Below are 20,565 nucleotides of genomic sequence, written 5' to 3'. Positions count from 1 at the left end.
GAGATTACATATGTCGGATCGCGAGCAATCGAAAGAAGCGCGCCGCAAGGCCGCCGCGGCCCGCGCGCTGGCCGAGGCCGAAGAGCGCCGCGCCAAGGCGCGCGAGAAGGCCGCCCTGCCGCCCGAGCTGGGCGGGCGCGACGGCCCCGAGCCCACGCGCTATGGCGATTGGGAGAAGAAGGGCCTGGCGATCGACTTCTGAGCGCCGCGTCCTGCGCGGATCAGCCGCGCGGGGCCGCATCGCGGTCGGCGCAGAACAGATCGTGCAGCGTCTGCACCATCACGCGCACCCGTCCGTCGGCCAGGCTGTAGATCAGGTTCTTGCCCTCGCGCCGGTTCTCGACCAGCCCTTCCATGCGCAGCCGCGCCAGCTGCTGCGAGACCGCCGCCTGGCGCGCGCCCAGCAGGCGTTCGAGCTCGGTCACCGTGCGCTCGCGCTCGACCAGCAGGCACAGGATCATCAGCCGCCCGTCATGGGCCAGCGCCTTGAGAAAGGCGGTCGCCTCGCCCGCATGCGCGGCCATCTGCGCCATCTCGTCCGAAAGCGGCGCGTCCAGGTCGGTTTCGATGTCGGCGCGCTCAGCGCGTCCCAGATGCATGGCGCCTCTGTCCTGCTTTCCCTCGCGGCTCTTCCCGCGGCCGCGACGCCGGCGCGACGGCCGCGCGCGGTTTGCACCCTCGCGCGGCCGCCTGCATTCGTCGGGCGCATGGTAGCGTCGTGGCGGCTTTTGGCAAGCGGCCGGGGCGTCGCAGGTCAGACCACCTGGCTGTGACGCGCGGCGCCCAGCTCCAGATAGGCGTCGAAGGCGGCGGCGGCCAGGCGCGCGAAGGGGCGGCTTTCGGGCGGCAGTTCGAACGATTCGGGCCCCGTCTGGCGCAGCCGCCCGGCCAGCGCCGAGGCCGGCTCGCCGCCCGTTCCGGCGATCAGCGCGCGGGCGATGGCCAGGCAGGGCTCGGCGAAATCGCCGAAGCGCGCGCGAAGCTCGGCGCCGTCGAAGCGGAAGTCGCACATGATGCGCTCGATCGCATGGGCGCGCACCCGGTCGTCGAGGCTGAGCGCGCGCCCGCGCGCCACCGCCAGCGCGCCCGCCCCGATCCGGTTCTGATACTCGGAGGTCGCCGCCGCGTTCTGCCAGTAGCCCTGCGGCGCGCGCGAGATCGCCGACGCCCCCATGCCGATCAGCGTCGGGTGCGGATCGTCGGTGTAGCCCTGGAAATTGCGCCGCAGCCGCCCCTCGCGCGCCGCGCGCGCAAGGCCGTCTTCGGGCAGGGCGAAATGGTCGATGCCCACCGCCTCGTAGCCCGCCGCGGTCAGCAGCTCGGCCGCAAGGGCGGCCTGGGCCATGCGCTCGGCCGGGCCGGGCAGGGCCTCGGCGGGAATGGCGCGCTGGCGCCGGGCCATCCAGGGCACATGCGCATAGCCGTAAAGCGCCACGCGGTCGGGGCGCAGGGCGATCAGCCGCTCGAGCGTCGCGCGCAGGCTGGATTCGGTCTGGAAGGGCAGGCCGTAAAGCGCGTCGATGTTCACGCCGCGCACCCCCCGCGCGCGCAGGCCCTCGATGACGTCGCGCGTCATCTCCCAGCCCTGCATGCGGTTGATGGCCTTCTGCACGACGGGGTCGAAATCCTGCACGCCGATCGAGGCGCGGTTGAGCCCGATTCGCGCGAAGGCGTCGAGGCGCTCGGGCGTCATGTCGCGCGGGTCGATCTCGACCGCGATCTCGGCGTCGTCGGTCAGCTCGAAGGCCGCGCGCAGCGCGGCGGCCAGCGATTCGATCTCGTCCGGCGTCAGCACGGTGGGCGAGCCGCCGCCCCAATGCATCCGCGCCGCCCGCAGCCGCCCCGGCGCAAGGCGCGCCAGATGCGCCGCCTCGGCGGTCAGGTGCTCCAGATACCGGGCGACGGGGGCGTGGCGCGTCGCCCCTTGCGTGCGACACGCGCAGAACCAGCACAGCGTGTCGCAAAAGGGGATGTGCAGGTAAAGCGAGACCGGCTCGTCCGGCAGCGCGGCCAGCCAGCGCGCGGCGTCCTGCGGGCCCACGGCGTCGGTGAAATGCGGCGCGGTGGGGTAGCTGGTGTAGCGCGGCGCGCGGCGCGACAGGGCGCGCAGGGCGTCGCTCGAGCTGTTCGGTTCCATGGGCGCCTCGCCGGCCGGGGTTGCGGAAGGATCCTGCGCGCTTTATGCCGCGCCCGGCTATCGGTCATTGACCTAGGTCAACTGCCGGGCGATCCTTGCGCCGCAAGAACGGAGGCGACCCATGAAGCCCGCGACCACTCTCAGGCCCGAGCGCGAGCGCTGCGCCGACTGCCTGATCCGTCACCGGGCGGTATGCTCCCATTGCGGGCCGGCCGAGCTGGAATTCCTGGACGCGATCAAGAGCTACCGCACCTTCAAGCCCGGCGAGGAGATCACCGCCATGGGCCAGGAGACCGATTTCCTGGGGTCGGTGGTCAATGGCGTGGTCAGCCTGTCGCGCATCCTGGCGGACGGGCGCCGGCAGATGGTGGGGCTTCTGTTTCCGTCCGACTTCATCGGCCGGCCCATGCGCGCGCAGGCGCCCTTCGACGCCATCGCCGTGACCGACGTCAAGCTGTGCATCTTCTCGCGCCCGCGCTTCGAGGCGCTGCTGCGCGACACGCCGTCGCTTGAAAGCCGCCTGCTCGAGATGACGCTGGACGAGCTGGACGCCGCGCGCGACTGGATGGTGCTTCTGGGCCGCAAGACCGCGCGCGAGAAGATGGCCTCGTTCTTTCTGCTGGTCGCGCGGCGCCTTGCGGCCGTGGCCCGCGCCGAGCTGCGCGACGGGGTCGAGCTGGAGCTGCCGCTGACGCGCGAGGACATGGCCGATTTCCTCGGCCTGACCATCGAGACGGTCAGCCGCCAGATCAGCGCCCTGCGCAAGGCCGGCGCCATCGAGCTGACCGACGCGCGGCACATGCGCATTCCCGACATCGCCGCGCTGGCCGAGATCGCGGGCGACGACGACGACGGCGGCATGATCGACTGACGCCCGCGCGGCGAAGGCTTGGTTGACATGGATCAAGGCCGCGCCCGGCCGGGCGGGGCATAGCGTCGCGCAAGCGTGCGCGCCTTCGGCGTGCGGCGCGAGATTCGGACGGAGGGAAAGTTGGCATCTGCGGCGAAACTGATCGTCCTGGGCTTCATCGCGGCCTTCGCGATGCTCGGGGCGTCCTGGGGGCGGGACCTGGCCTACCAGGTTCACATGCTCATCATTCTGGCCGTCTCGGCCGGTCTGTTCATCTGGGTTCTGCGCGGCATCGGCGAGGAAAAGCCCGCCCCCGCGCAGAACGAATACATGGACGACGTGGTGCGCGCGGGCGTCATCGCGACCGCCTTCTGGGGCGTGGTGGGCTTCGCGGCGGGCGTGTTCATCGCCTTCCAGCTGGCCTATCCGGCGCTGAACCTCGATCTGCCCTACACGGCGTTCAGCCGCCTGCGGCCGCTGCACACCTCGGCGGTGATCTTCGCCTTCGGCGGCAACGCGCTGATCGCGACGTCCTTCTATGTGGTGCAGCGCACCTCGGCCGCGCGGCTGTGGGGCGGGAACCTGGCCTGGTTCGTGTTCTGGGGCTACCAGCTGTTCATCGTCCTGGCCGCCACCGGCTATGTGCTGGGCGGCACCCAGTCGCGCGAATACGCCGAGCCCGAATGGTATCTGGACCTTTGGCTGACGGTCGTGTGGGTCGCCTATCTGGCGGTCTTCATGGGCACGATCATCAAGCGCAAGGAGCCGCACATCTACGTCGCCAACTGGTTCTTCCTGGCCTTCATCGTCACCGTGGCGATGCTGCACGTGGTCAACAACCTGGCCGTGCCGGTGTCGATCTGGGGTTCGAAGAGCTATTCGCTGTTCTCGGGCGTGCAGGACGCGCTGACGCAGTGGTGGTACGGCCACAACGCGGTGGGCTTCTTCCTGACGGCCGGCTTCCTGGGCATGATGTATTACTTCGTGCCCAAGCAGGCCGAGCGCCCGGTCTATTCATACAAGCTGTCGATCATCCACTTCTGGGCGCTGATCTTCCTCTACATCTGGGCCGGCCCGCACCACCTGCACTACACCGCGCTGCCCGACTGGGCGCAGACGCTGGGCATGGTGTTCTCGGTCATGCTGTGGATGCCCTCCTGGGGCGGCATGATCAACGGCCTGATGACCCTGTCGGGCGCCTGGGACAAGCTGCGCACCGACCCGGTTCTGCGCATGCTGGTGGTATCGGTGGGCTTCTACGGCATGTCCACCTTCGAGGGGCCGATGATGTCGATCAAGGCGGTCAACTCGCTCAGCCACTACACCGACTGGACCATCGGCCACGTCCATTCCGGCGCGCTGGGCTGGAACGGCATGATCACCTTCGGCGCGCTCTACTTCCTGACGCCGCGCCTGTGGGGCCGCAAGCAGCTCTACTCGCTGTCGCTGGTCAGCTGGCACTTCTGGCTCGCCACCATCGGCATCGTGCTCTACGCGGCCTCGATGTGGGTGTCGGGCATCACGCAGGGCCTGATGTGGCGCGAGTATGACAGCCTGGGCTTCTTGGTGAACTCGTTCGCCGACACGGTGGCCGTGCTGCACCCCTACTACGTGATCCGCGCCCTCGGCGGGCTGCTGTTCCTGACCGGATCGCTGATCATGGTCTACAACCTGTGGATGACCGTCCGCGTCGGCGAGCCCAAGGCCGCCCCCGCCGCGGTCCCGGCCCAGTAAGGAGGAGACGGGATGAGCCTTCTCGACAAGCACGCCAAGCTCGAGCGCAACGCGACGCTTCTGCTGGCCGCCTCCTTCGTCGTGGTCACCATCGGCGGCATCGTCGAAATCGCGCCGCTGTTCTATCTCGAGAACACGGTCGAGAAAGTGGAGGGGGTGCGCCCCTACACGCCGCTCGAGCTGGCGGGGCGCGACATCTACGTCCGCGAGGGGTGCTATGTGTGCCACTCGCAGATGATCCGCCCCATGCGCGACGAGGTCGAGCGCTACGGCCACTACTCGCTGGCGGCCGAAAGCCAGTACGACCACCCCTTCCAGTGGGGCTCGAAGCGCACCGGGCCCGACCTGGCGCGAGTGGGCGGGCGCTATTCGGACCAGTGGCACGTGGATCACATGCAGGACCCGCGCGCCCTGGTGCCCGAGTCGATCATGCCGGCCTATCCGCACCTGATCGAGACGACGCTGGATTTCGAGCACATCGCCGACCACCTGGCGACGAACCGCGTCGTCGGCGTGCCCTACACGGACGAGATGATCGCCAACGCCAAGGCCGACCTGGTGGCGCAGACCAACCCGGATTCGGACGGCGTGGACGGGCTGCTCGAGCGTTACCCGAACGCGAATGTGCGCAACTTCGACGGCCGGCGCGAGATCACCGAGCTCGACGCGCTGATCGCCTATCTCCAGGTCCTGGGCACGATGGTCGATTTCTCGACCTACCAGGCCGAAGCCAGCCGCTGAGGAGGGGCGCATGGACACCTACACCCTGCTCAGGCAGTTCGCCGACAGCTGGATGCTGCTGGTCATGACCCTGCTGTTCGTCGGCATCGTGGCCTTCGCGCTGCGGCCGGGCTCGCGGGCGCTGCATCGAGAGATCGCGAACATTCCGCTGCGCAACGACGACGCGCCGATGCCCGCCGACGGGGCGGCGCCCTCCGTCAAGAAGGGGAACTGAGATGGCGGACAAGCACGAGAAAGAGATCGACGAGCTCTCGGGCGTCGACACCACCGGCCATGAATGGGACGGGATCAAGGAGCTCAACAACCCGCTGCCCAAATGGTGGCTGTGGACCTTCTACGGCACGGTGATCTGGGCGCTGCTCTACACCATCGCCTACCCGTCCTGGCCGCTGATCGACAAGGCCTTCGGGGGCGTTCTGGGCTACTCGAGCCGCGCCCAGGTCGAGCAGGAGCTGGCCCGCCACGCCGAGGCGCAGAAGCCCTGGCTGGACCGGATCGCGGCGCTGGATCTGCCCGAGATCGCCTCGGACGCCGAGCTGGCCCAGTTCGCCAACGCCGGCGGCGCCGCCATCTTCCGCACCTATTGCAGCCAGTGCCACGGCGCCGGCGCGCAGGGGGCCAAGGGCTATCCGAACCTGAACGACGACGACTGGCTCTGGGGCGGCGATCTCGAGGCGATCCACTACACGATCAACCACGGCGTGCGCGCCCCCGAGGACGAGGACACCCGCGACTCGGTCATGCCCGCCTTCGGCGACGGCACGCTGGACAAGGCGCAGATCGCCCAGGTGATCGAGTATGTGCGCCAGATCTCGGGGCAGGAGCATGACGCGGACCTGGCCGCCGCCGGCGCCGAGGTCTTCGCCGACAACTGCGCCGCCTGCCATGGCGAGGACGGGAAGGGCAACCGCGACATCGGCGCGCCGAACCTGACGGACCATATCTGGCTCTATGGCGGCGACCGGCAGGCCCTGCTCGAAACCCTCCTCAAGGGCCGCGCCGGCATGATGCCGGCCTGGGGCAAGCGCCTGACCGACGCGCAGGTCAAGCAGGTGGCCCTCTACGTTCACCAGCTGGGCGGCGGCGAGTAACGCGCCGGCGCCTGCGGCGGGCCCGTCCGGCGGCGACGCCGGGCGGGCCTGCGTCTTTTTCGGGGGTGCGTTTTTCTGGGGCGCGGCGAAAACGCGCGGCCCACAAGGCCGAGGCTTGGTCGCGCAGGCGGGCGGCGGCTTTTGGCGCACGGCAACCGCGCGCCCCAGGCCCGGCCGCGCAGGCGGGGGCGCGGATGCGCGGGGCCGGAACGCGCCGGGCGTCCTCTGCGGCGGTTCGGCGCGCCGGGGCTGCGGCGAAAATGCGCGCCCCTTCGACAAGCGCGCGCCAAGGCCCATATTCCGGCCAGGGAGCGCCGCGCGACCGTTTCAGCTTGATCCTGATCAATGCGCCCTCCGCCCTCCGGCTCCACAAGCGGGCCAACCCGATCACCAACGGAAACCCGATCATGAGCGTCAACGACACCGATGGCAGCGGCGGCAGCCTTTACGCGGGCCGGATCCCCATCTTCCCGCGCCGCGTGAAGGGATTCTACCGCTCGCTCAAATGGTGGATCATGGGCATCGCCCTGGGCATCTACTACGTCACGCCCTGGATCCGCTGGGACCGCGGCCCCGAGATGCCCGATCAGGCGGTGCTGGTCGATCTGGCGCACCGGCGCTTCTTCTTCTTCTGGATCGAGATCTGGCCGCAGCAGTTCTACTACGTCGCCGGGCTGCTGATCATGGCGGGGATCGGGCTGTTCCTGTTCACCTCGGTGGCGGGGCGCGTGTGGTGCGGCTACGCCTGCCCGCAGACGGTGTGGACCGACCTGTTCATCATGGTCGAACGCTGGATCGAGGGCGACCGCAACGCGCGCATCAAGCTGGTCAAGCAGCCCTGGAACGCGCGCAAGATCCGCCTGCGCCTGACCAAGTGGACGGTCTGGCTGCTGATCGCCCTGGCCACGGGCGGCGCGTGGGTGTTCTACTTCGCCGACGCGCCCACCCTTGCGCGCGACCTGATCAGCGGTCAGGCGCATCCGATCGCCTACACGACGATGGCGATCCTGACCTTCACCACCTTCTTCTTCGGCGGATTCGCCCGCGAACAGATCTGCATCTACGCCTGCCCCTGGCCGCGCATCCAGGCGGCCATGATGGACGAGAACACCCTGACGGTGACCTACAAGTATTGGCGGGGCGAGCCGCGCGGCAAGCACCGCAAGCGCGAGGGGGCCGAGAAGCTGGGCGACTGCATCGACTGCGGCGCCTGCGTGGCGGTGTGCCCCATGGGGATCGACATCCGCAACGGCCCGCAGCTCGAATGCATCACCTGCGCGCTGTGCATCGACGCCTGCGACGAGGTCATGGCCCGCATCGGCAAGCCCCGCGGCCTGATCGACTACTGCACCCTGGCCGACGAGATCGAGGAGCGCGAGGGCCGACCCCACGCCAAGCCCATGTGGCGGCGCATCATCCGCCCGCGCGTGGTGGTGTATTTCACCCTCTGGGCCGGCATCGGCCTGGCGATGCTGGTGTCGCTCTTCATGCGCGACAGCATCGATCTGAACGTCGCGCGCGACCGCAACCCGACCTATGTCATGCTGTCCGACGGCGCGGTGCGCAACGGCTACACGATCAAGGTGTCGAACCAGAATCACGAAACGCGCACCTTCCGTCTGTCCTTCCATGCCGAAGATCCGGCGCATCCGGGCCGCCCCTATCCGCTCGAGGCGCGCATCCAGGGCAGCGACACGCTGACCTTCGACGTTCCCGCGGACAAGAAGCGCAGCCTGCGCATGTTCCTGACCACCTTGCCTTTCGCGGTGATCCGGCCCAGCGTGGACGTCGAGATCTGGGTCGAGGACCTCACGACTCACGAACGCGCCAAGGCCGAAACCAAGTTCCTCGGCCCGAAGCTGGAGCAGCTGCCATGAACGGACGCGACGCCCCCCCGCGCGGCGGGCGCCCGCTGACGGGGCGCAAGGTGCTGGCGATCTTCGTCGGCGCCTTCGCCGTGATCATCGGCGTCAACGTCTACATGATGACCCGCGCCATCGAGGGCTTTCCCGGCCTTGTGGTCGACAGCCCCTGGGTGGCGGGCCAGAACTTCGAAGCCCGCCGCGCCGCGCAAGAGGCGCTGGGCTGGCGCGCCGAGACGTCCTGGCGCGACGGCGCGCTGCTTGTGCGCATGCGCGGGGCCGACGGCGCGCCGGTGGCGGGGCTGAACGTGCAGGCGCGGGTCGGTCGCCCGGCCACCAACGCCGAGGACCGGGTGCTGGACCTGGCCGAGACCGCCGAGGGCTACCGCGCCGAACTGCCCCTGGCGCCGGGCGCCTGGCGCGTCGAGGTGCACGCGCGCGGCGCGGCCGAGGCCGATTACCGCGCCACGGCGCAGATCCTCGTGCCGATCGCCGAGGGCGCGCGATGAGCATGGCCGCCGACGCGCCGCCCCCCGCCGCGGGGGCCTGCTGCCCGACCGGCGCGGCGGTGACGGCGGCGGGGACGGCGGGGCTCGAGCGCTGGGCGCGGCAGGTGGCGCCGGGGCGCATGCGCATCGAGCTCATGACCCCCGAGGCCCATTGCGCCGCCTGCATCGCCACCATCGAGCGCGGCCTGAACGCCTCGCCGGGCGTGCTGTCGGCGCGGCTCAACCTGTCCTCGCGACGGGTGACGGTCGAATACGACCCCGCGCGCACGGGCCCTCAGGGGCTGGTCGAGGCGCTGGCGGGTCTGGGCTATCAGGCGCGCCCCTTCGACGCCGACGCGCTGCGCGCCATCGACCGCGACGAAGAGGGGCGCGAGCTGCTGGCCCGTCTTGCGGTGGCGGGCTTTGCGGCGATGAACGTGATGCTGCTGTCCGTCTCGGTTTGGTCGGGCGCGGCCGACGCGACGCGCGATCTGCTGCACTGGATCTCGGGGCTGATCGCGCTGCCCGCCGCCGCCTTCGCCGGCGCGCCCTTCTACCGCTCGGCCTGGAGCGCGCTGCGCGCCGGGCGCATCAACATGGACGTGCCGATCTCGCTGGCCGTGATCCTGGCCGCCGGGATCAGCCTTTACGAGACCGCGCGCTCGGGCGAGCACGCCTATTTCGACGCGGCGGTGTCGCTGCTCTTCTTCCTGCTGCTGGGCCGCTACCTCGACCACCGCACGCGGCGCGCGGCGCGCATGGCGGCGGCCCAGCTGGCGGGGCTTCAGGCGCGCTCGGCGGTGCTGATCGAGAATGGCGAGCGGCGCGTGATCCCGGTGGACGATCTGCGCCCCGGCGACGTAGTCGAGATCCCGCCGGGCGAGCGCGCGCCCGCCGACGGCGAGGTGCTCGAAGGGCTGTCCGACGTGGACCGCTCGATGCTGACGGGCGAAAGCGCGCCCGAGCCGCTGGGGCCGGGGGCCGAGATCCACGCCGGCATGATCAACCTTTCCGCGCCCTTGCGCATGCGCGTGACGGCGGTGGGCGACCAGACGCTTCTGGCCGGCATCGCGCGCATGATCGAGGCGGCCGAGCGCGCGCGCACCCGCTTCACCCGCTGGGCGGACGCGGCGGCGCGCATCTATGCGCCGCTTGTGCATCTGGCGGCGCTGGCGGCGCTGATCGGCTGGCTGGCGGCGGGGGCCGAGCTGCGCCAGGCGGTGATGATCGCGGCGGCGGTGCTCATCATCACCTGTCCGTGCGCGCTGGGCCTTGCGGTGCCGGCGGTGCATGCGGCGGCGGGCGGGGCGCTGTTCCGGTCGGGCGTGTTCCTCAAGGACGGGGCCGCGCTCGAGACGCTGTCGCGCGTGGACATGGCCGTGTTCGACAAGACCGGCACGCTGACCCTGGGCGCGCCGCGGCTGGTCGACGGCCCCGAGGACCCGCATCAGTGGGCCGCCGCGCTGGCGGCGGCGCAGTCGAGCCGCCACCCCTTCGCCCGCGCGCTGGCCGAGGCGGCGCGCGCGCGCGCCGTCGCGCCCGCCGCGGCCGAGGAGCTGCGCGAGGTTCCGGGCTGCGGCGTCGAGGGGCGCGTGGGCGGGCGCATCGCGCGCCTTGGCCGCGCCGACTGGTGCGGCGGCGCCGAGCCCGAGGGCGCCGAGACCTCTTCCGTCTGGCTGCGCCTGGGCGATGAGGCGCCGGTGCGCTTTGCGCTGGAAGATCCGCTGCGCGAGGATGCGGCCGAGGTGGTCGCCGAGCTGCGGCGCATGGGCCTCGAGGTGCGGCTGTTGTCGGGCGACGCGCCGGGCCCGGTGCGGCGCGCGGCGCGCGGCGCCGGGATCGACGCGTTCGAGGCGGGCATGACCCCGGCCGACAAGCTGGCGCGCCTCGAGGCCTGGCGCGCCGAGGGGCGGCGGGTGCTGATGGTGGGCGACGGCATCAACGACGCGCCGGCCCTGGCGGCGGCCGCGGCGTCGATGTCGCCGGCCGAGGCCGCCGACGTCAGCCGCGCCGCGGCGGGTCTGGTATTCGCGGGGGCGCGGCTGGCGCCGGTGACGCGGGCGCTGCGCGTGGCGCGCGCGGCGCGGCGGCGCGCGATCGAGAACTTCGCGCTGGCCGCCGTCTACAACATGATCGCGGCGCCGGCGGCGATGATGGGGTTGGTCACCCCCCTTGTCGCGGCGCTGGCGATGTCGTCCTCGTCCATCGTGGTGACGCTGAACGCCTTGCGGCTGAGGAACGCGCGATGACGGTGCTGCTGGTGCTGATCCCGATTTCGACGGCGCTGGGCTTTGCGGGCCTGTGCGCCTTTCTGTGGAGCTTGCGCGCGGACCAGTATCGCGACCTGGAAGGCGACGCGGCGCGCATCCTGTTCGACGAGGACGACAAGCCGCGTTCGTGATCGCGGCGCGCGCTCAGAACAGGAAGTCGTCCGCGCTCAGCAGTCCGGCCGCGCCGGCGACCGTGACCTCGACGTCGGCGAAGGCGAACACCGCGTCGGCGCCGGCGTCGCGGATGCTCAGGTCCGCCGGCGAAATTCCCGCTTGGCTCAGGTCGAACGCGTCGCCCGGGCCGAAATCGAGCACCAGGTCGCGCCCGTCGCCCGGAGCGAAGACGAAGCGGTCGGCGCCCGCGCCGCCGCGCAGCCTGTCCTGGCCGGGGCCGCCGCGCAGCGTGTCGGCGCCGCCGCCGCCCACCAGCAGATCCGCGCCGCCGCCGCCCAGCAGCAGGTCGCGCCCCGCGCCGCCGCGCAGCGCGTCCGCGCCGGCGCCGCCCTGCAGGCGGTCGGCGCCGTTGCGCCCCCACAGCGCGTCCTCGCCGCCGCCGCCGAACAGCTTGTCGCGCCCCGCGCCGCCGTCGAGCGCATCGGCGCCGCCGCGCCCGGTCAGGCGGTTGGCCCCCGCGTTGCCCGTCAGGCTCTGGGCGCCGGCCATGCCCTCGGCGTCGATGTCGTCGGTTCCCAGCAGGGCGATGGCGCGCACGTTCTCAAGCGCGGCGACGCTGACCGAGGCGCGCAGGGCGCCGTCATCGGCCAGATCGACCTTCACATTCGCGCTTGCGACCTCGAGCGCGACGCGCACCGGCGCCGCAAGGCCGCCGCCCGAGAAGCTCAGCTCGACCGGGCCCTGCGCCGCGATCTGGTATCCGCCCGCCTCCCAGCTGAGCGTCTGGGCGCCCGAGACGGCGACCTGCACGCCGCCGCGTCCCTCGCCCATGTCATAGGCGCCGTCGCCGTCGGCGTCGTCATGGATGACGCCCAGGATCATCGGCGTCGAGCCGAAGCTGACCCCGAGATTCTGCGTGAGCACATAGGGCCCCACCTGGCCGGCGCCCGCCGCGCCCTGCGTCACGCCCACGCCCATTTCCATGAACGCGCCGCCAAGCAGGTTGTGGCGATGCCCGGCCGGGTCCTGCATGCCCCCGGGTCCGACGCCCCAGTCGATGACCATCGCGGCGTGGCCATGTTCGGGCGAGTCGACATAGGCGAACACGTTCTCGCCCAGGCGCAGGTAGTCGTAGCCGACCGCCTGGGCGCGCCCGCCCAGATCGGGCTCGAGCCACGCCCCGTCGCGCGAGACCCGGTGGCTTTGCTGGTTCTCGTCGCGCATCAGCTCGGAATGCGCTAGGGCGGCGTCGGCCAGGCTTTCGCTCCAGGCCAGCGGGGCGACCGGGGAGAGCGCGTCAAGCGCGGCGCGCAGCGCGTCCATGTCCACCTGGAAATAGCGCAGCGCGCTGCTCACGGCCGGATCCGTCGCGCTTCGCGAGGCGGCGTCCGCTATCAGCCGGTCGAACTCGCCCCGCGGGTCCAGGCGGAACGCGTTCGTCAGCTCCATGATCATCTGTTCGAACGCGCCGGGAACGGCCATTCGATCACCCCTTCACATCCCTGCCCGGGCCGCAGTGTGCGCCTCAAACGTATACGAAGGCTTACCCCGGCTCAGAGCCAGCCCGCCGCGAAATACCCCGCGAACAGCAGCAGCCCCGCGTTGCGCGCATCGCGGAACAGCGCGAGGCAACGCGCGGGGTCGTCCGGGTCGAGTCGGCGCAGCTGCCAGGCCAGGCGCCAGCCGAAGGCCCAGCTGCCCGCGATCGCCGCCAGCGGCGCCAGGCCGCCGCGCTCGACCGTCGCCAGCACGCCGGCCGTCATCGCGCCCGTCGTGGCCAGGATCAGGAAGACCAGCAGCGCGCGGCCCGTATTGGCGCCGAACAGGCGCGCGGTGGACTTCACGCCGATCAGGGCGTCGTCCTCCTTGTCCTGATGGGCGTAGATCGTGTCGTAGAAGATGGTCCAGGCGATCAGCGACAGGTAAAGCGCCGCCGGCGCCGCCGCCAGCGCCCCCGCATGCGCCGCCCAGCCCAGAAGCGCGCCCCAGTTGAAGGCGATGCCCAGGAACAGCTGCGGCCACCAGGTCACGCGCTTCATGAACGGGTAGATCGCCACCGGCGCAAGCGAGGCGATCCCGAGCGCGATGGCGAAGCCGTTGAAGGTCAGCAGGATGGCGAAGGCGGCCAGCGCCTGCGCGGCCATCCAGATCGCCGCGGCGCGCACGCTGACCTGCCCCGAGGGGATCGGCCGCGAGCGCGTGCGCGCCACCTGCGCGTCGATGCGCCGATCGGCGATGTCGTTCCAGGTGCAGCCCGCGCCGCGCATCAGGAAGGCGCCCGCGGCGCAGGCGACGAAGATCCAGGCGTCCTTCAAACCCCAACCGGCCGGATCGGCCGCGCAGGCCAGCGCCAGGCCCAGCCAGCAGGGAATCAGCAGCAGCCATGTGCCGATCGGCCGGTCCGCCCGGCTCAGCCGCAGATAGGGGCGCCACGGGGCCGGCGCCAGCCGGTCGACCCAGTTGTCGGGGGCGGCGTCGGCGACCCTTTCGTCGGCGCCCGCCATGGGGATATCGTCCGAGGGAATCATGGAGGGCGTTATGACAGACCGCGCGGCGAAAATCAGGCTTTTCGTCGAGGCTCCGCTTCAGTCCGGCGCCGAGGTTCCGCTGTCGCAGCCGCAGGCGCATTACCTGTTCTCGGTCATGCGCCGCGAGGCGGGCGACGCGGCGCTGGTCTTCAACGGCCGCGACGGCGAGTGGCTGGCCGAGATCGTCCGCGCCGGCCGGCGCGCGGGCGCGCTGGTCTGCCGCGAGCGCACGCGCGCGCAGGAGCGGCCCGCGGATCTCGAGCTGCTTTTCGCGCCGGTCAAGAAGGCGCGCACCGACTTCATCGTCGAGAAGGCCGCCGAGCTGGGCGCGGCGCGCGCGGTTCCGGTCTTCACCCGCTTCACGAACGCCGAGCGCGTGCGCCCAGAGCGCCTTCAGGCCATCGCCATAGAGGCCGCCGAGCAGTGCGGGCGCACCAGCGTGATGCAGGTCGCCGCGCCGCGCCGGCTGGACGAGCTGCTCGACGGCTGGGATCCCGCCCGCCGCATCATGTTCTGCGACGAGCGCATGACCGCCCCTTCGGCCGCCGCCGCGCTGGCCGAGGCGGGGCCCGGGCCATGGGCGGCGCTGATCGGCCCCGAAGGGGGCTTCGCCGAGGACGAGGCCCGCAGGCTGCGCCAGATGCCATGCGTCGTGCCGGTCACGCTGGGGCCGAGGATCCTGCGCGCCGACACGGCCGCCGCCGCCGCGCTGACCTTGTGGCAAAGCGTCCTGGGCGACTGGCGATGAGCGGCGCGCCCCGCCGCCCCGATCCGCCGGTTCCCCTGCGCCCGCCGGGGCGAACGCCGCGCGGCGCGCCGGCGCTGGCCTCGCCCGCGTGCGCGGGCGGCGCGGCGGCGGCGCGGCGCTGGATCGAGCCGGCCATCGCCGGCGCCCTGTCCGCGGGGGCGCTGTGGCTCGGGGGGCGCACGCTCGGCCTTGCCGGGCCGATTCACGGCTGGATCGGCTGGCCCCTTCTGGCGTTGGGCGCGGGGCTGGGACTGTGGTTCTGGGCGGCCGTGCAGCGCGCGCGGCTGCAGGGGGCGGGCGGCGGCGCGTCCGCCCCCGGCCTGGTCGAGGTGGACGAGCGGCGCATCGTCTACATGGGGCCGGTCCATGGCGGGGCGGCGGCGCTCGAGGCCATCGCCGCCATCGACGTTCTGGGCGGCGCCGATCCCGTCTGGCTGCTGCGGCTGAGCGACGGAAGCCGCCTGGCCATTCCCGCCCGCGCGCATGGCGCCGAGGCGTTGCCCGAGGCCTTCGCCGCGCTGCCGGGCTTTTCGACCGCGCGCGCGGCGCAGGCGCTGGCGGGCGCGGGGCGGCGGCGGGTCTGGCGTCGCTGAGGGCGGCCTTTGGCGGTTGCCGCCCGCGCGCGCGCTGGCTAAAGCTGGCGCGACGGCGGGCTTTGCCCCCAACGGCACCATTGCGGAGGCGCGCGGCGCATGTCCATTCCCCAAACCGGCGGCGGGCCGATCGAGCGCTACGAGCAGCTCGTCGAGTATTTCGAGCAGGGCTGCAAGCCCCCCGAAAGCTGGCGCATCGGCACCGAGCACGAGAAGTTCGGCTATTGCGTCGATACGCTCAAGCCGCTGCCCTATGACGGGCCGCGCTCGATCCGCGCCATGCTCGAAGGGCTGCGCGACCGCTTCGGCTGGGCGCCGGTGCACGAGGCCGGCCATCTGATCGGCCTCGAGAAGGACGGCGCCAACATCTCGCTCGAGCCGGGCGGCCAGCTCGAGCTGTCGGGCGCGCCGCTCGAGACCATTCACCAGACCTGCGACGAGGTGAACGAGCATCTGCGGCAGGTCAAGTCGGTGGCCGACGAGATCGGCGCCGGCTTCATCGGCCTTGGCGCGGCGCCCATCTGGCGGCACGAGGACATGCCCGTCATGCCCAAGGGCCGCTACCGGCTGATGACCGACTACATGGACCGCGTGGGCACGCACGGAAAGCAGATGATGTATCGCACCTGCACCGTGCAGGTGAATCTGGACTTCGCCTCCGAGGCGGACATGGTGCGCAAGTTCCGCGTCGCGCTGGCGCTGCAGCCGGTGGCGACGGCGCTGTTCGCCAACTCGCCCTTCTTCGAGGGCAAGCCGACGGGGCATCTGAGCTGGCGCTCGCGCATCTGGCGCGACCTCGACCCGAGCCGCACGGGCATGCTGCCCTTCGTGTTCGAGCCGGGCATGGGCTTCGAGCGCTACGTGGAATACGCGCTCGACGTGCCGATGTATTTCGTCTACCGCGACGGCGTCTACATCGACGCGCTGGGGCAAAGCTTCCGCGACTTTCTCGAAGGCCGGCTGCCCGCGCTGCCGGGCGAGAAGCCGACCCTGTCGGACTGGGCCGACCATCTGACCACCATCTTCCCCGAGGCGCGGCTCAAGCGGTATCTCGAGATGCGCGGCGCCGACGGCGGCCCCTGGCGGCGTCTGTGCGCGCTGCCGGCGCTGTGGGTCGGGCTGCTTTACGATCAGGCCTCGCTCGACGCCGCGTGGGAGCTGTGCAAGGGCTGGACGGCCGAGCAGCGCGAGGCGCTGCGCGTGGACGCGTCGGTCAGGGGCCTGAAGGCCGAGATCGCGGGGCGCAGCCTGCGCGACGTGGCGCGCGACGTGCTCGAGCTGTCGCGCGCGGGCCTTGCGCGGCGCGCGCGCCCGGGCGCCGGGGGGCTGATCCCCGACGAGACGCATTTCCTCAACGCGCTGCACGAGATCGTCGAAAGCGGCAAGACCCCGGCCGAAGAGCTGCTCGAGCGCTGGCAGGGGCCGTGGAAGGGCGATCTGACGCGGATCTACGCCGAATACAGCTATTGAGCCGCCCCCGGCGGGCGTTCAGCCCGCCGGCGCCTCGGGCGGCGGGCGCACCCCCGCGATGCGCCGCGCGATGAGCAGCGTCAGCGCCCCCAGAAGCGCAAAGGCCGCCATCTGCGCCGGCGTGGTCGTCAGCCCGGTGACCAGCAGGTTCGTCGCCAGTAGGAACAGCGCGCCGGCCGCCGCGCCCGCCAGCGCGAAGGCGCCGGCCGAGCGCCGGCGCGTCGCCCACAGCGCCAGGATCGCCGCCAGTCCGAAGCTGCCCATGAAGGCCAACAGCGCGCCCAGCGCCGACAGGGCGACGATGGCCGTCTGCTCGCGCACCGCGCCGCCGTCGGACAGGTTCAGACCCGCCACCACGAAGCCGACCAGCCCGGCCGGGATCGCCGCCAGCGCGGGGCTCAGCGCCAGCGCCGCCAGAAGCCGAAGCCTTGGCCGGCGCACCTGCGAAGGCCACCAATCGTTCGAGAAAACCGCCATCGCCGCACGCTAGATCACGGCCGCCGTCCTGTCCAGCGGGCCAGCCGGCCGGCCGCCATGACGCCAAGGCGCATGGCCGCGGCCGCCGCCGCGGCGGCCCCGCCAAGCAGCTTCGCCCAGCCGTTCAGCTCGATCAGCAGCGCGCCGCGCCCCGCGCCCCATGCCGACACGCCCGCCACGACGACGGTCAGCGCCGCGCCGCCAAGCGCCGCGCTGATCGCCGTCTCGGCCCAGCAGAAACGCCCGCGCCGCCGCGCCAGCGCCAGCGCCGGCGGCATGACCGCCAGCGCCCCGAGCAGCCAAAGGTTGAGCGCCGCGCCGAGCGCGCCGAATGGCGCGAACACGTCCCAGCGGCCCAGCCCGGTCAGCGCGGCGAAGGGCGGCAGCGTCAGCGCCAGCAGCGCCGCCGCGCCCGCGCCCATGAGCGCGGCGGGCAGGGCCGCGCCGGCGGCCAGGGCGGCGGGCAGCCATGCGGCGGGCGGCTCGGGGGTCGTTTCTGGAGTCGTTTCTGGGGTCGTTTCGGGGGGCGACTTGGCGGGCGACCTGGAGGCGCGAGGGGCCGCGTCGTGCGCGGGCGCGCTCCGGGCCTGGCGGGGCTCTGCCGCACACGGGACATCGTCGCGCGTAGCCGCGCACTGGAGGTCGTCGCGCGTAGCCGCGCGCTGGAGATCGTCGCGCCGCGTGCCGCGCATGGCCGCGCGTGGGGCGTCATCGCGCCGAGCTGCGTGCGGGGCGTTATCGCGCCGAGCCGCGCGCAGGGCTTCGTCGCGCGTTGCCGCGCGCGGGGCTTCGTCGCGCGTCGCCGCGCGCGGGGCTTGGTCGTCCCGGGCGGCGTCCGGCGGCCTGGTCTGCGGCGCGGGTTCGGGGTCGGGCTGCGCCAAGGGGCGGCTCCTGCGCGGCGAAGATGGAAGCAAGGGCATGGGCGGCGCGCTCAGGCCGCCGCGCCGCCCACGGTCAGCCCTTCGATCAGCACGGTCGGCTGGCCGACGCCGACCGGCACCCACTGGCCGGCCTTGCCGCAGGTCCCCATGCCGGGGTCCAGCGCCATGTCCGATCCCAGCATGCGGATGCCGCGCAGCGCCGTCGCGCCGTCGCCGATCAGCGTGGCGCCCTTGACCGGGTGCAGGATCTTGCCGTTCTTCACCCGATAGGCCTCGGTGCACGAGAACACGAACTTGCCGTTCGTGATGTCCACCTGGCCGCCGCCGAAATTCACCGCGTAGATGCCGTCGCGCACGGCCGCGACGACCTCCTGCGGGTCGGCGTCGCCGCCCAGCATGATGGTGTTGGTCATGCGCGGCATGGGCGCGTGGGCGTAGCTTTGCCGGCGCCCGTTCCCGGTCGGCGCGACGCCCATCAGCCGGGCGTTCTGGCGGTCCTGCATGTAGCCGACCAGGATGCCGTCCTCGATGAGCGTGGTGCGCCCAGAGGGCGTGCCCTCGTCGTCGAAGCTGATCGAGCCGCGGCGGTCGGGAATCGCGCCGTCGTCCACCACCGTCACGCCGGGGGCGGCGATGCGCTGGCCCATCAGCCCGGCGAAGGCCGAGGTCTTCTTGCGGTTGAAGTCGCCCTCCAGCCCGTGGCCGATGGCCTCGTGCAGCAGGATGCCGGGCCAGCCCGGGCCCAGAGCCACCTCCATCTCGCCGGCGGGGGCCTCTTGGGCCTCGAGATTGACCAGCGCCTGGCGCAGGGCCTCGTCCGCAAGGGCCTGCCAATGCGCGGGTTCGAGCATGTCGGCCGCGCCGGCGCGGCCGCCGCCGCCCGCCGAGCCGCTTTCGCGCCGGCCGCCCTGCTCGACGATCACGGTGACGTTCATGCGCGCCAGCGGCCGCGCGTCGCGCAGGCGCAGCCCCTCGGGGCGCAGGATCTCGACCTCCTGCATCGAGGCGGCGAGGCTGGCGGTGACCTGCACCACGCGCGGGTCGCGTGCGCGGGCGTAGGCGTCGATCTGCGCCAGGGCCTCGATGCGGCGCTCGAAGGCGACCCCCTCGAGCGGGTCGCGGTCGCCGTAAAGCCGCCGGTTCGTCGCCGGCGGCGGCGCATCCAGTGCGACGCTTGCGCCGCCGCCGCGCGCGGCCAGGCGCGCGGTCTGGGCCGCGCGGCGCAGGGCCCGCTCGCTGATCTCGGTCGAGTGCGCGTATCCGGCGACCTCGCCGCAGACCGCCCGCAGGCCGAAACCCTCGCCCGCGTCGTAGCTTGCGGTCCTGAGGCGGCCGTCGTCGAAGACGAGCGATTCGGATCGGCGGCGCTCGACGAACAGCTCGCCATCCTCGGCGCCCGCCGTCGCCTCGCGCAGAATCGCCAGCGCCCTGTCGGGATCGAGGGCGCTTTCGAAGGGGCGGAAGCGGTCTTCGGAGGTCATGCGGATCCTTTCTGACGGCGCCGCCGCGGCGGGTGCGACCGATGGTCGCTGGCGGCGGCGGCAATTCGTTGCACCTGAAACTCAGCGCGTGCCTTGCCTGCGACAGTGCAGTAAGGGAATATCCAAGGCAACTGACTGCAGCGCGCCTTGCCATGGGGGCCGACCCCGCGGCAGGGTCGCGCGCGCCCACAACAAGATGGGGAACGACATGCGGATTGCAAAGACTGCGGCGGCGACGGTGCTCGGCATGCTGGCGGCTGGCGTCGCCTGGGGGCAGGAGAATGTGGGCATGCCCGTTCCGGGCGGCACTTCGCTGCAGCCCGCGGCCACCGAGGTGGCGCGCGACCTGCACTGGATGGACAACTTCCTGCTCTACATCATCGCGGCGATCACGCTGTTCGTGATGGCGCTGCTGCTGATCGTCATCATCCGCTTCAACGAGCGCGCCAACAAGACGCCGGCGCGCTTCACGCACAACTCGCTGCTCGAGGTGGCGTGGACGCTGGTTCCCGTCCTCATCCTGGTCGCCATCGCCGTGCCGTCGCTGCGCCTTCTGGACAAGCAGGTGACGATTCCCGACGCCGACGTGACCATCAAGGCGACCGGCAACCAGTGGTACTGGTCCTACGCCTATGCCGACGAGGGCATCGAGTTCGACAGCTTCATGGTCGGGTCGGGCTTCAAGGACTTCGACACGGCCATGGCCGATCCCGACGCGGCCGAGCTGATCAAGAAGACCGGCACCACGCGCGAGACCTGGCTGCTGCAGACCGACACCGAGGTCGTGGTGCCCGTGGGCAAGGTGGTGCGTCTGCTGACCACCGGCGCGGACGTCATCCACTCGTGGGCGATGCCGGCCTTCGGCGTGAAGATCGACGCGGTTCCCGGCCGCCTGAACGAGAGCTGGTTCCGCGTGGACAAGCCCGGCCGCTACTTCGGCCAGTGCTCGGAGCTGTGCGGCAAGGACCACGCCTACATGCCGATCGTCGTGCGCGCCGTGCCGCAGGACGAGTATGACGCCTGGGTGCGCAAGACGCGCGAGCAGCTGGCCGCGGCCGACGCGCCGCTGCGCCTGGCCTCGGCCCGCTGAGCCGCGCCCC

General features: G+C 72.0%; 21 protein-coding genes. 14 read left to right on the top strand and 7 right to left on the bottom strand.

The annotated features are described in order from the left end of the window. The first annotated feature begins 10 nt into the window (after positions 1 to 10). Positions 11 to 202: a DUF1674 domain-containing protein gene (locus tag LY05_RS11690; protein ID WP_072747697.1), complete on the top strand. Its 192-nt coding sequence runs from the start codon at positions 11 to 13 to the stop codon at positions 200 to 202. Between the two features lie 19 nt (positions 203 to 221). On the opposite strand, the gene LY05_RS11685 is transcribed toward LY05_RS11690, so the two are convergent. Then, the gene (locus tag LY05_RS11685) at positions 222 to 599 is read right to left on the bottom strand and encodes an ArsR/SmtB family transcription factor (RefSeq protein ID WP_148923282.1); all 378 of its coding nucleotides are present in this window, start codon (positions 597 to 599) and stop codon (positions 222 to 224) included. A 155-nt stretch (positions 600 to 754) separates the two neighbouring features. After that, positions 755 to 2,137 carry an oxygen-independent coproporphyrinogen III oxidase gene (hemN, locus tag LY05_RS11680; protein WP_148923281.1) on the bottom strand — a complete coding sequence of 461 codons (1,383 nt, stop codon included), beginning with the start codon at positions 2,135 to 2,137 and terminating at the stop codon, positions 755 to 757. A 121-nt stretch (positions 2,138 to 2,258) separates the two neighbouring features. Here hemN and fnrL point away from each other — a divergent pair, with 121 nt between their 5' ends. The 9 genes from fnrL (at position 2,259) to ccoS (ending at position 11,304) form a co-directional block, all read left to right on the top strand. Next, positions 2,259 to 3,008: a transcriptional regulator FnrL gene (gene fnrL, locus LY05_RS11675; protein WP_072747694.1), complete on the top strand. Its 750-nt coding sequence runs from the start codon at positions 2,259 to 2,261 to the stop codon at positions 3,006 to 3,008. Between the two features lie 171 nt (positions 3,009 to 3,179). Then, the gene (gene ccoN, locus LY05_RS11670) at positions 3,180 to 4,721 is read left to right on the top strand and encodes a cytochrome-c oxidase, cbb3-type subunit I (protein ID WP_370426850.1); all 1,542 of its coding nucleotides are present in this window, start codon (positions 3,180 to 3,182) and stop codon (positions 4,719 to 4,721) included. A gap of 12 nt (positions 4,722 to 4,733) precedes the next feature. Continuing rightward, positions 4,734 to 5,462, top strand: coding sequence for a cytochrome-c oxidase, cbb3-type subunit II (ccoO, locus tag LY05_RS11665; RefSeq protein WP_148923280.1), 729 nt, complete (start codon positions 4,734 to 4,736; stop codon positions 5,460 to 5,462). 10 nt (positions 5,463 to 5,472) lie between these two features. Next, complete coding sequence (locus LY05_RS11660) at positions 5,473 to 5,676, top strand: CcoQ/FixQ family Cbb3-type cytochrome c oxidase assembly chaperone (protein ID WP_072747691.1); 204 nt, start codon at positions 5,473 to 5,475, stop codon at positions 5,674 to 5,676. A 1-nt stretch (position 5,677) separates the two neighbouring features. After that, entirely contained in the window at positions 5,678 to 6,553 is an 876-nt protein-coding gene (gene ccoP, locus LY05_RS11655) for a cytochrome-c oxidase, cbb3-type subunit III (RefSeq protein WP_072747690.1), read from the top strand. Between the two features lie 407 nt (positions 6,554 to 6,960). Next, positions 6,961 to 8,430, top strand: coding sequence for a cytochrome c oxidase accessory protein CcoG (gene ccoG / locus LY05_RS11650; RefSeq protein ID WP_148923279.1), 1,470 nt, complete (start codon positions 6,961 to 6,963; stop codon positions 8,428 to 8,430). Next, positions 8,427 to 8,924 carry a FixH family protein gene (locus LY05_RS11645; protein ID WP_148923278.1) on the top strand — a complete coding sequence of 166 codons (498 nt, stop codon included), beginning with the start codon at positions 8,427 to 8,429 and terminating at the stop codon, positions 8,922 to 8,924. The genes ccoG and LY05_RS11645 overlap by 4 nt, the downstream gene beginning before the upstream one ends. Beyond that, positions 8,921 to 11,152: a heavy metal translocating P-type ATPase gene (locus LY05_RS11640; RefSeq protein ID WP_148923277.1), complete on the top strand. Its 2,232-nt coding sequence runs from the start codon at positions 8,921 to 8,923 to the stop codon at positions 11,150 to 11,152. The genes LY05_RS11645 and LY05_RS11640 overlap by 4 nt, the downstream gene beginning before the upstream one ends. Then, on the top strand, positions 11,149 to 11,304 hold the full coding sequence (ccoS, locus tag LY05_RS11635; RefSeq protein WP_072747687.1) for a cbb3-type cytochrome oxidase assembly protein CcoS: 156 nt from the start codon (positions 11,149 to 11,151) through the stop codon (positions 11,302 to 11,304). Before LY05_RS11640 ends, ccoS begins: the two co-directional genes overlap by 4 nt. A 13-nt stretch (positions 11,305 to 11,317) precedes the next feature. Here ccoS and LY05_RS11630 read toward each other — a convergent pair whose 3' ends face one another. Both LY05_RS11630 and ubiA read right to left on the bottom strand, forming a co-directional pair. Further along, positions 11,318 to 12,769 (bottom strand): CAP domain-containing protein, encoded by a 1,452-nt coding sequence (locus tag LY05_RS11630; RefSeq protein WP_148923276.1) that lies wholly within the window; start codon positions 12,767 to 12,769, stop codon positions 11,318 to 11,320. Between the two features lie 71 nt (positions 12,770 to 12,840). Then, on the bottom strand, positions 12,841 to 13,791 hold the full coding sequence (gene ubiA / locus LY05_RS11625; RefSeq protein ID WP_170258986.1) for a 4-hydroxybenzoate octaprenyltransferase: 951 nt from the start codon (positions 13,789 to 13,791) through the stop codon (positions 12,841 to 12,843). A gap of 34 nt (positions 13,792 to 13,825) precedes the next feature. On the opposite strand from ubiA, the gene LY05_RS11620 reads away from it, so the two are divergent. From LY05_RS11620 to LY05_RS11610, 3 genes are all read left to right on the top strand, one after another. Next, positions 13,826 to 14,563, top strand: coding sequence for a 16S rRNA (uracil(1498)-N(3))-methyltransferase (locus LY05_RS11620; RefSeq protein WP_148923275.1), 738 nt, complete (start codon positions 13,826 to 13,828; stop codon positions 14,561 to 14,563). After that, on the top strand, positions 14,560 to 15,156 hold the full coding sequence (locus tag LY05_RS11615; protein WP_148923274.1) for a hypothetical protein: 597 nt from the start codon (positions 14,560 to 14,562) through the stop codon (positions 15,154 to 15,156). Before LY05_RS11620 ends, LY05_RS11615 begins: the two co-directional genes overlap by 4 nt. Positions 15,157 to 15,255: 99 nt before the next feature. Continuing rightward, a complete protein-coding gene (locus tag LY05_RS11610) occupies positions 15,256 to 16,626 on the top strand; it encodes a glutamate--cysteine ligase (RefSeq protein ID WP_148923273.1) in 1,371 nt (456 codons plus the stop codon). 18 nt (positions 16,627 to 16,644) lie between these two features. Here the strand turns inward: LY05_RS11610 and LY05_RS11605 are convergent, their stop codons facing one another. The 3 genes from LY05_RS11605 to tldD all read right to left on the bottom strand — a co-directional run bounded on the left by LY05_RS11605 (position 16,645) and on the right by tldD (position 19,465). Beyond that, on the bottom strand, positions 16,645 to 17,103 hold the full coding sequence (locus tag LY05_RS11605; RefSeq protein WP_072747682.1) for a hypothetical protein: 459 nt from the start codon (positions 17,101 to 17,103) through the stop codon (positions 16,645 to 16,647). Between the two features lie 14 nt (positions 17,104 to 17,117). Then, positions 17,118 to 17,525 (bottom strand): hypothetical protein, encoded by a 408-nt coding sequence (locus LY05_RS11600; RefSeq protein WP_148923272.1) that lies wholly within the window; start codon positions 17,523 to 17,525, stop codon positions 17,118 to 17,120. 509 nt (positions 17,526 to 18,034) lie between these two features. Next, positions 18,035 to 19,465: a metalloprotease TldD gene (gene tldD / locus LY05_RS11595; protein WP_148923271.1), complete on the bottom strand. Its 1,431-nt coding sequence runs from the start codon at positions 19,463 to 19,465 to the stop codon at positions 18,035 to 18,037. Positions 19,466 to 19,673: 208 nt separating this feature from the next. On the opposite strand from tldD, the gene coxB reads away from it, so the two are divergent. Further along, the gene (gene coxB / locus LY05_RS11590) at positions 19,674 to 20,555 is read left to right on the top strand and encodes a cytochrome c oxidase subunit II (RefSeq protein WP_083581396.1); all 882 of its coding nucleotides are present in this window, start codon (positions 19,674 to 19,676) and stop codon (positions 20,553 to 20,555) included. Positions 20,556 to 20,565 lie beyond the last annotated feature (10 nt).

The sequence above is a fragment of the Oceanicella actignis genome (assembly GCF_008124525.1).
Lineage (GTDB): Bacteria > Pseudomonadota > Alphaproteobacteria > Rhodobacterales > Rhodobacteraceae > Oceanicella > Oceanicella actignis.
The sequence above is the reverse complement of the archived record's forward strand: the minus strand, read 5'-3'. Positions and strand labels throughout refer to the sequence as shown.

What these genes read in the sequence shown, in the direction of transcription:
- LY05_RS11690 (WP_072747697.1), top strand. Translation starts at nt 11, where the DNA reads ATGTCGGATCGCGAGCAATCGAAAGAAGCGCGCCGCAAGGCCGCCGCG.
- LY05_RS11685 (WP_148923282.1), bottom strand. Translation starts at nt 599, where the DNA reads ATGCATCTGGGACGCGCTGAGCGCGCCGACATCGAAACCGACCTGGAC.
- hemN (WP_148923281.1), bottom strand. Translation starts at nt 2,137, where the DNA reads ATGGAACCGAACAGCTCGAGCGACGCCCTGCGCGCCCTGTCGCGCCGC.
- fnrL (WP_072747694.1), top strand. Translation starts at nt 2,259, where the DNA reads ATGAAGCCCGCGACCACTCTCAGGCCCGAGCGCGAGCGCTGCGCCGAC.
- ccoN (WP_370426850.1), top strand. Translation starts at nt 3,180, where the DNA reads ATGCTCGGGGCGTCCTGGGGGCGGGACCTGGCCTACCAGGTTCACATG.
- ccoO (WP_148923280.1), top strand. Translation starts at nt 4,734, where the DNA reads ATGAGCCTTCTCGACAAGCACGCCAAGCTCGAGCGCAACGCGACGCTT.
- LY05_RS11660 (WP_072747691.1), top strand. Translation starts at nt 5,473, where the DNA reads ATGGACACCTACACCCTGCTCAGGCAGTTCGCCGACAGCTGGATGCTG.
- ccoP (WP_072747690.1), top strand. Translation starts at nt 5,678, where the DNA reads ATGGCGGACAAGCACGAGAAAGAGATCGACGAGCTCTCGGGCGTCGAC.
- ccoG (WP_148923279.1), top strand. Translation starts at nt 6,961, where the DNA reads ATGAGCGTCAACGACACCGATGGCAGCGGCGGCAGCCTTTACGCGGGC.
- LY05_RS11645 (WP_148923278.1), top strand. Translation starts at nt 8,427, where the DNA reads ATGAACGGACGCGACGCCCCCCCGCGCGGCGGGCGCCCGCTGACGGGG.
- LY05_RS11640 (WP_148923277.1), top strand. Translation starts at nt 8,921, where the DNA reads ATGAGCATGGCCGCCGACGCGCCGCCCCCCGCCGCGGGGGCCTGCTGC.
- ccoS (WP_072747687.1), top strand. Translation starts at nt 11,149, where the DNA reads ATGACGGTGCTGCTGGTGCTGATCCCGATTTCGACGGCGCTGGGCTTT.
- LY05_RS11630 (WP_148923276.1), bottom strand. Translation starts at nt 12,769, where the DNA reads ATGGCCGTTCCCGGCGCGTTCGAACAGATGATCATGGAGCTGACGAAC.
- ubiA (WP_170258986.1), bottom strand. Translation starts at nt 13,791, where the DNA reads ATGGCGGGCGCCGACGAAAGGGTCGCCGACGCCGCCCCCGACAACTGG.
- LY05_RS11620 (WP_148923275.1), top strand. Translation starts at nt 13,826, where the DNA reads ATGACAGACCGCGCGGCGAAAATCAGGCTTTTCGTCGAGGCTCCGCTT.
- LY05_RS11615 (WP_148923274.1), top strand. Translation starts at nt 14,560, where the DNA reads ATGAGCGGCGCGCCCCGCCGCCCCGATCCGCCGGTTCCCCTGCGCCCG.
- LY05_RS11610 (WP_148923273.1), top strand. Translation starts at nt 15,256, where the DNA reads ATGTCCATTCCCCAAACCGGCGGCGGGCCGATCGAGCGCTACGAGCAG.
- LY05_RS11605 (WP_072747682.1), bottom strand. Translation starts at nt 17,103, where the DNA reads ATGGCGGTTTTCTCGAACGATTGGTGGCCTTCGCAGGTGCGCCGGCCA.
- LY05_RS11600 (WP_148923272.1), bottom strand. Translation starts at nt 17,525, where the DNA reads ATGGGCGCGGGCGCGGCGGCGCTGCTGGCGCTGACGCTGCCGCCCTTC.
- tldD (WP_148923271.1), bottom strand. Translation starts at nt 19,465, where the DNA reads ATGACCTCCGAAGACCGCTTCCGCCCCTTCGAAAGCGCCCTCGATCCC.
- coxB (WP_083581396.1), top strand. Translation starts at nt 19,674, where the DNA reads ATGCGGATTGCAAAGACTGCGGCGGCGACGGTGCTCGGCATGCTGGCG.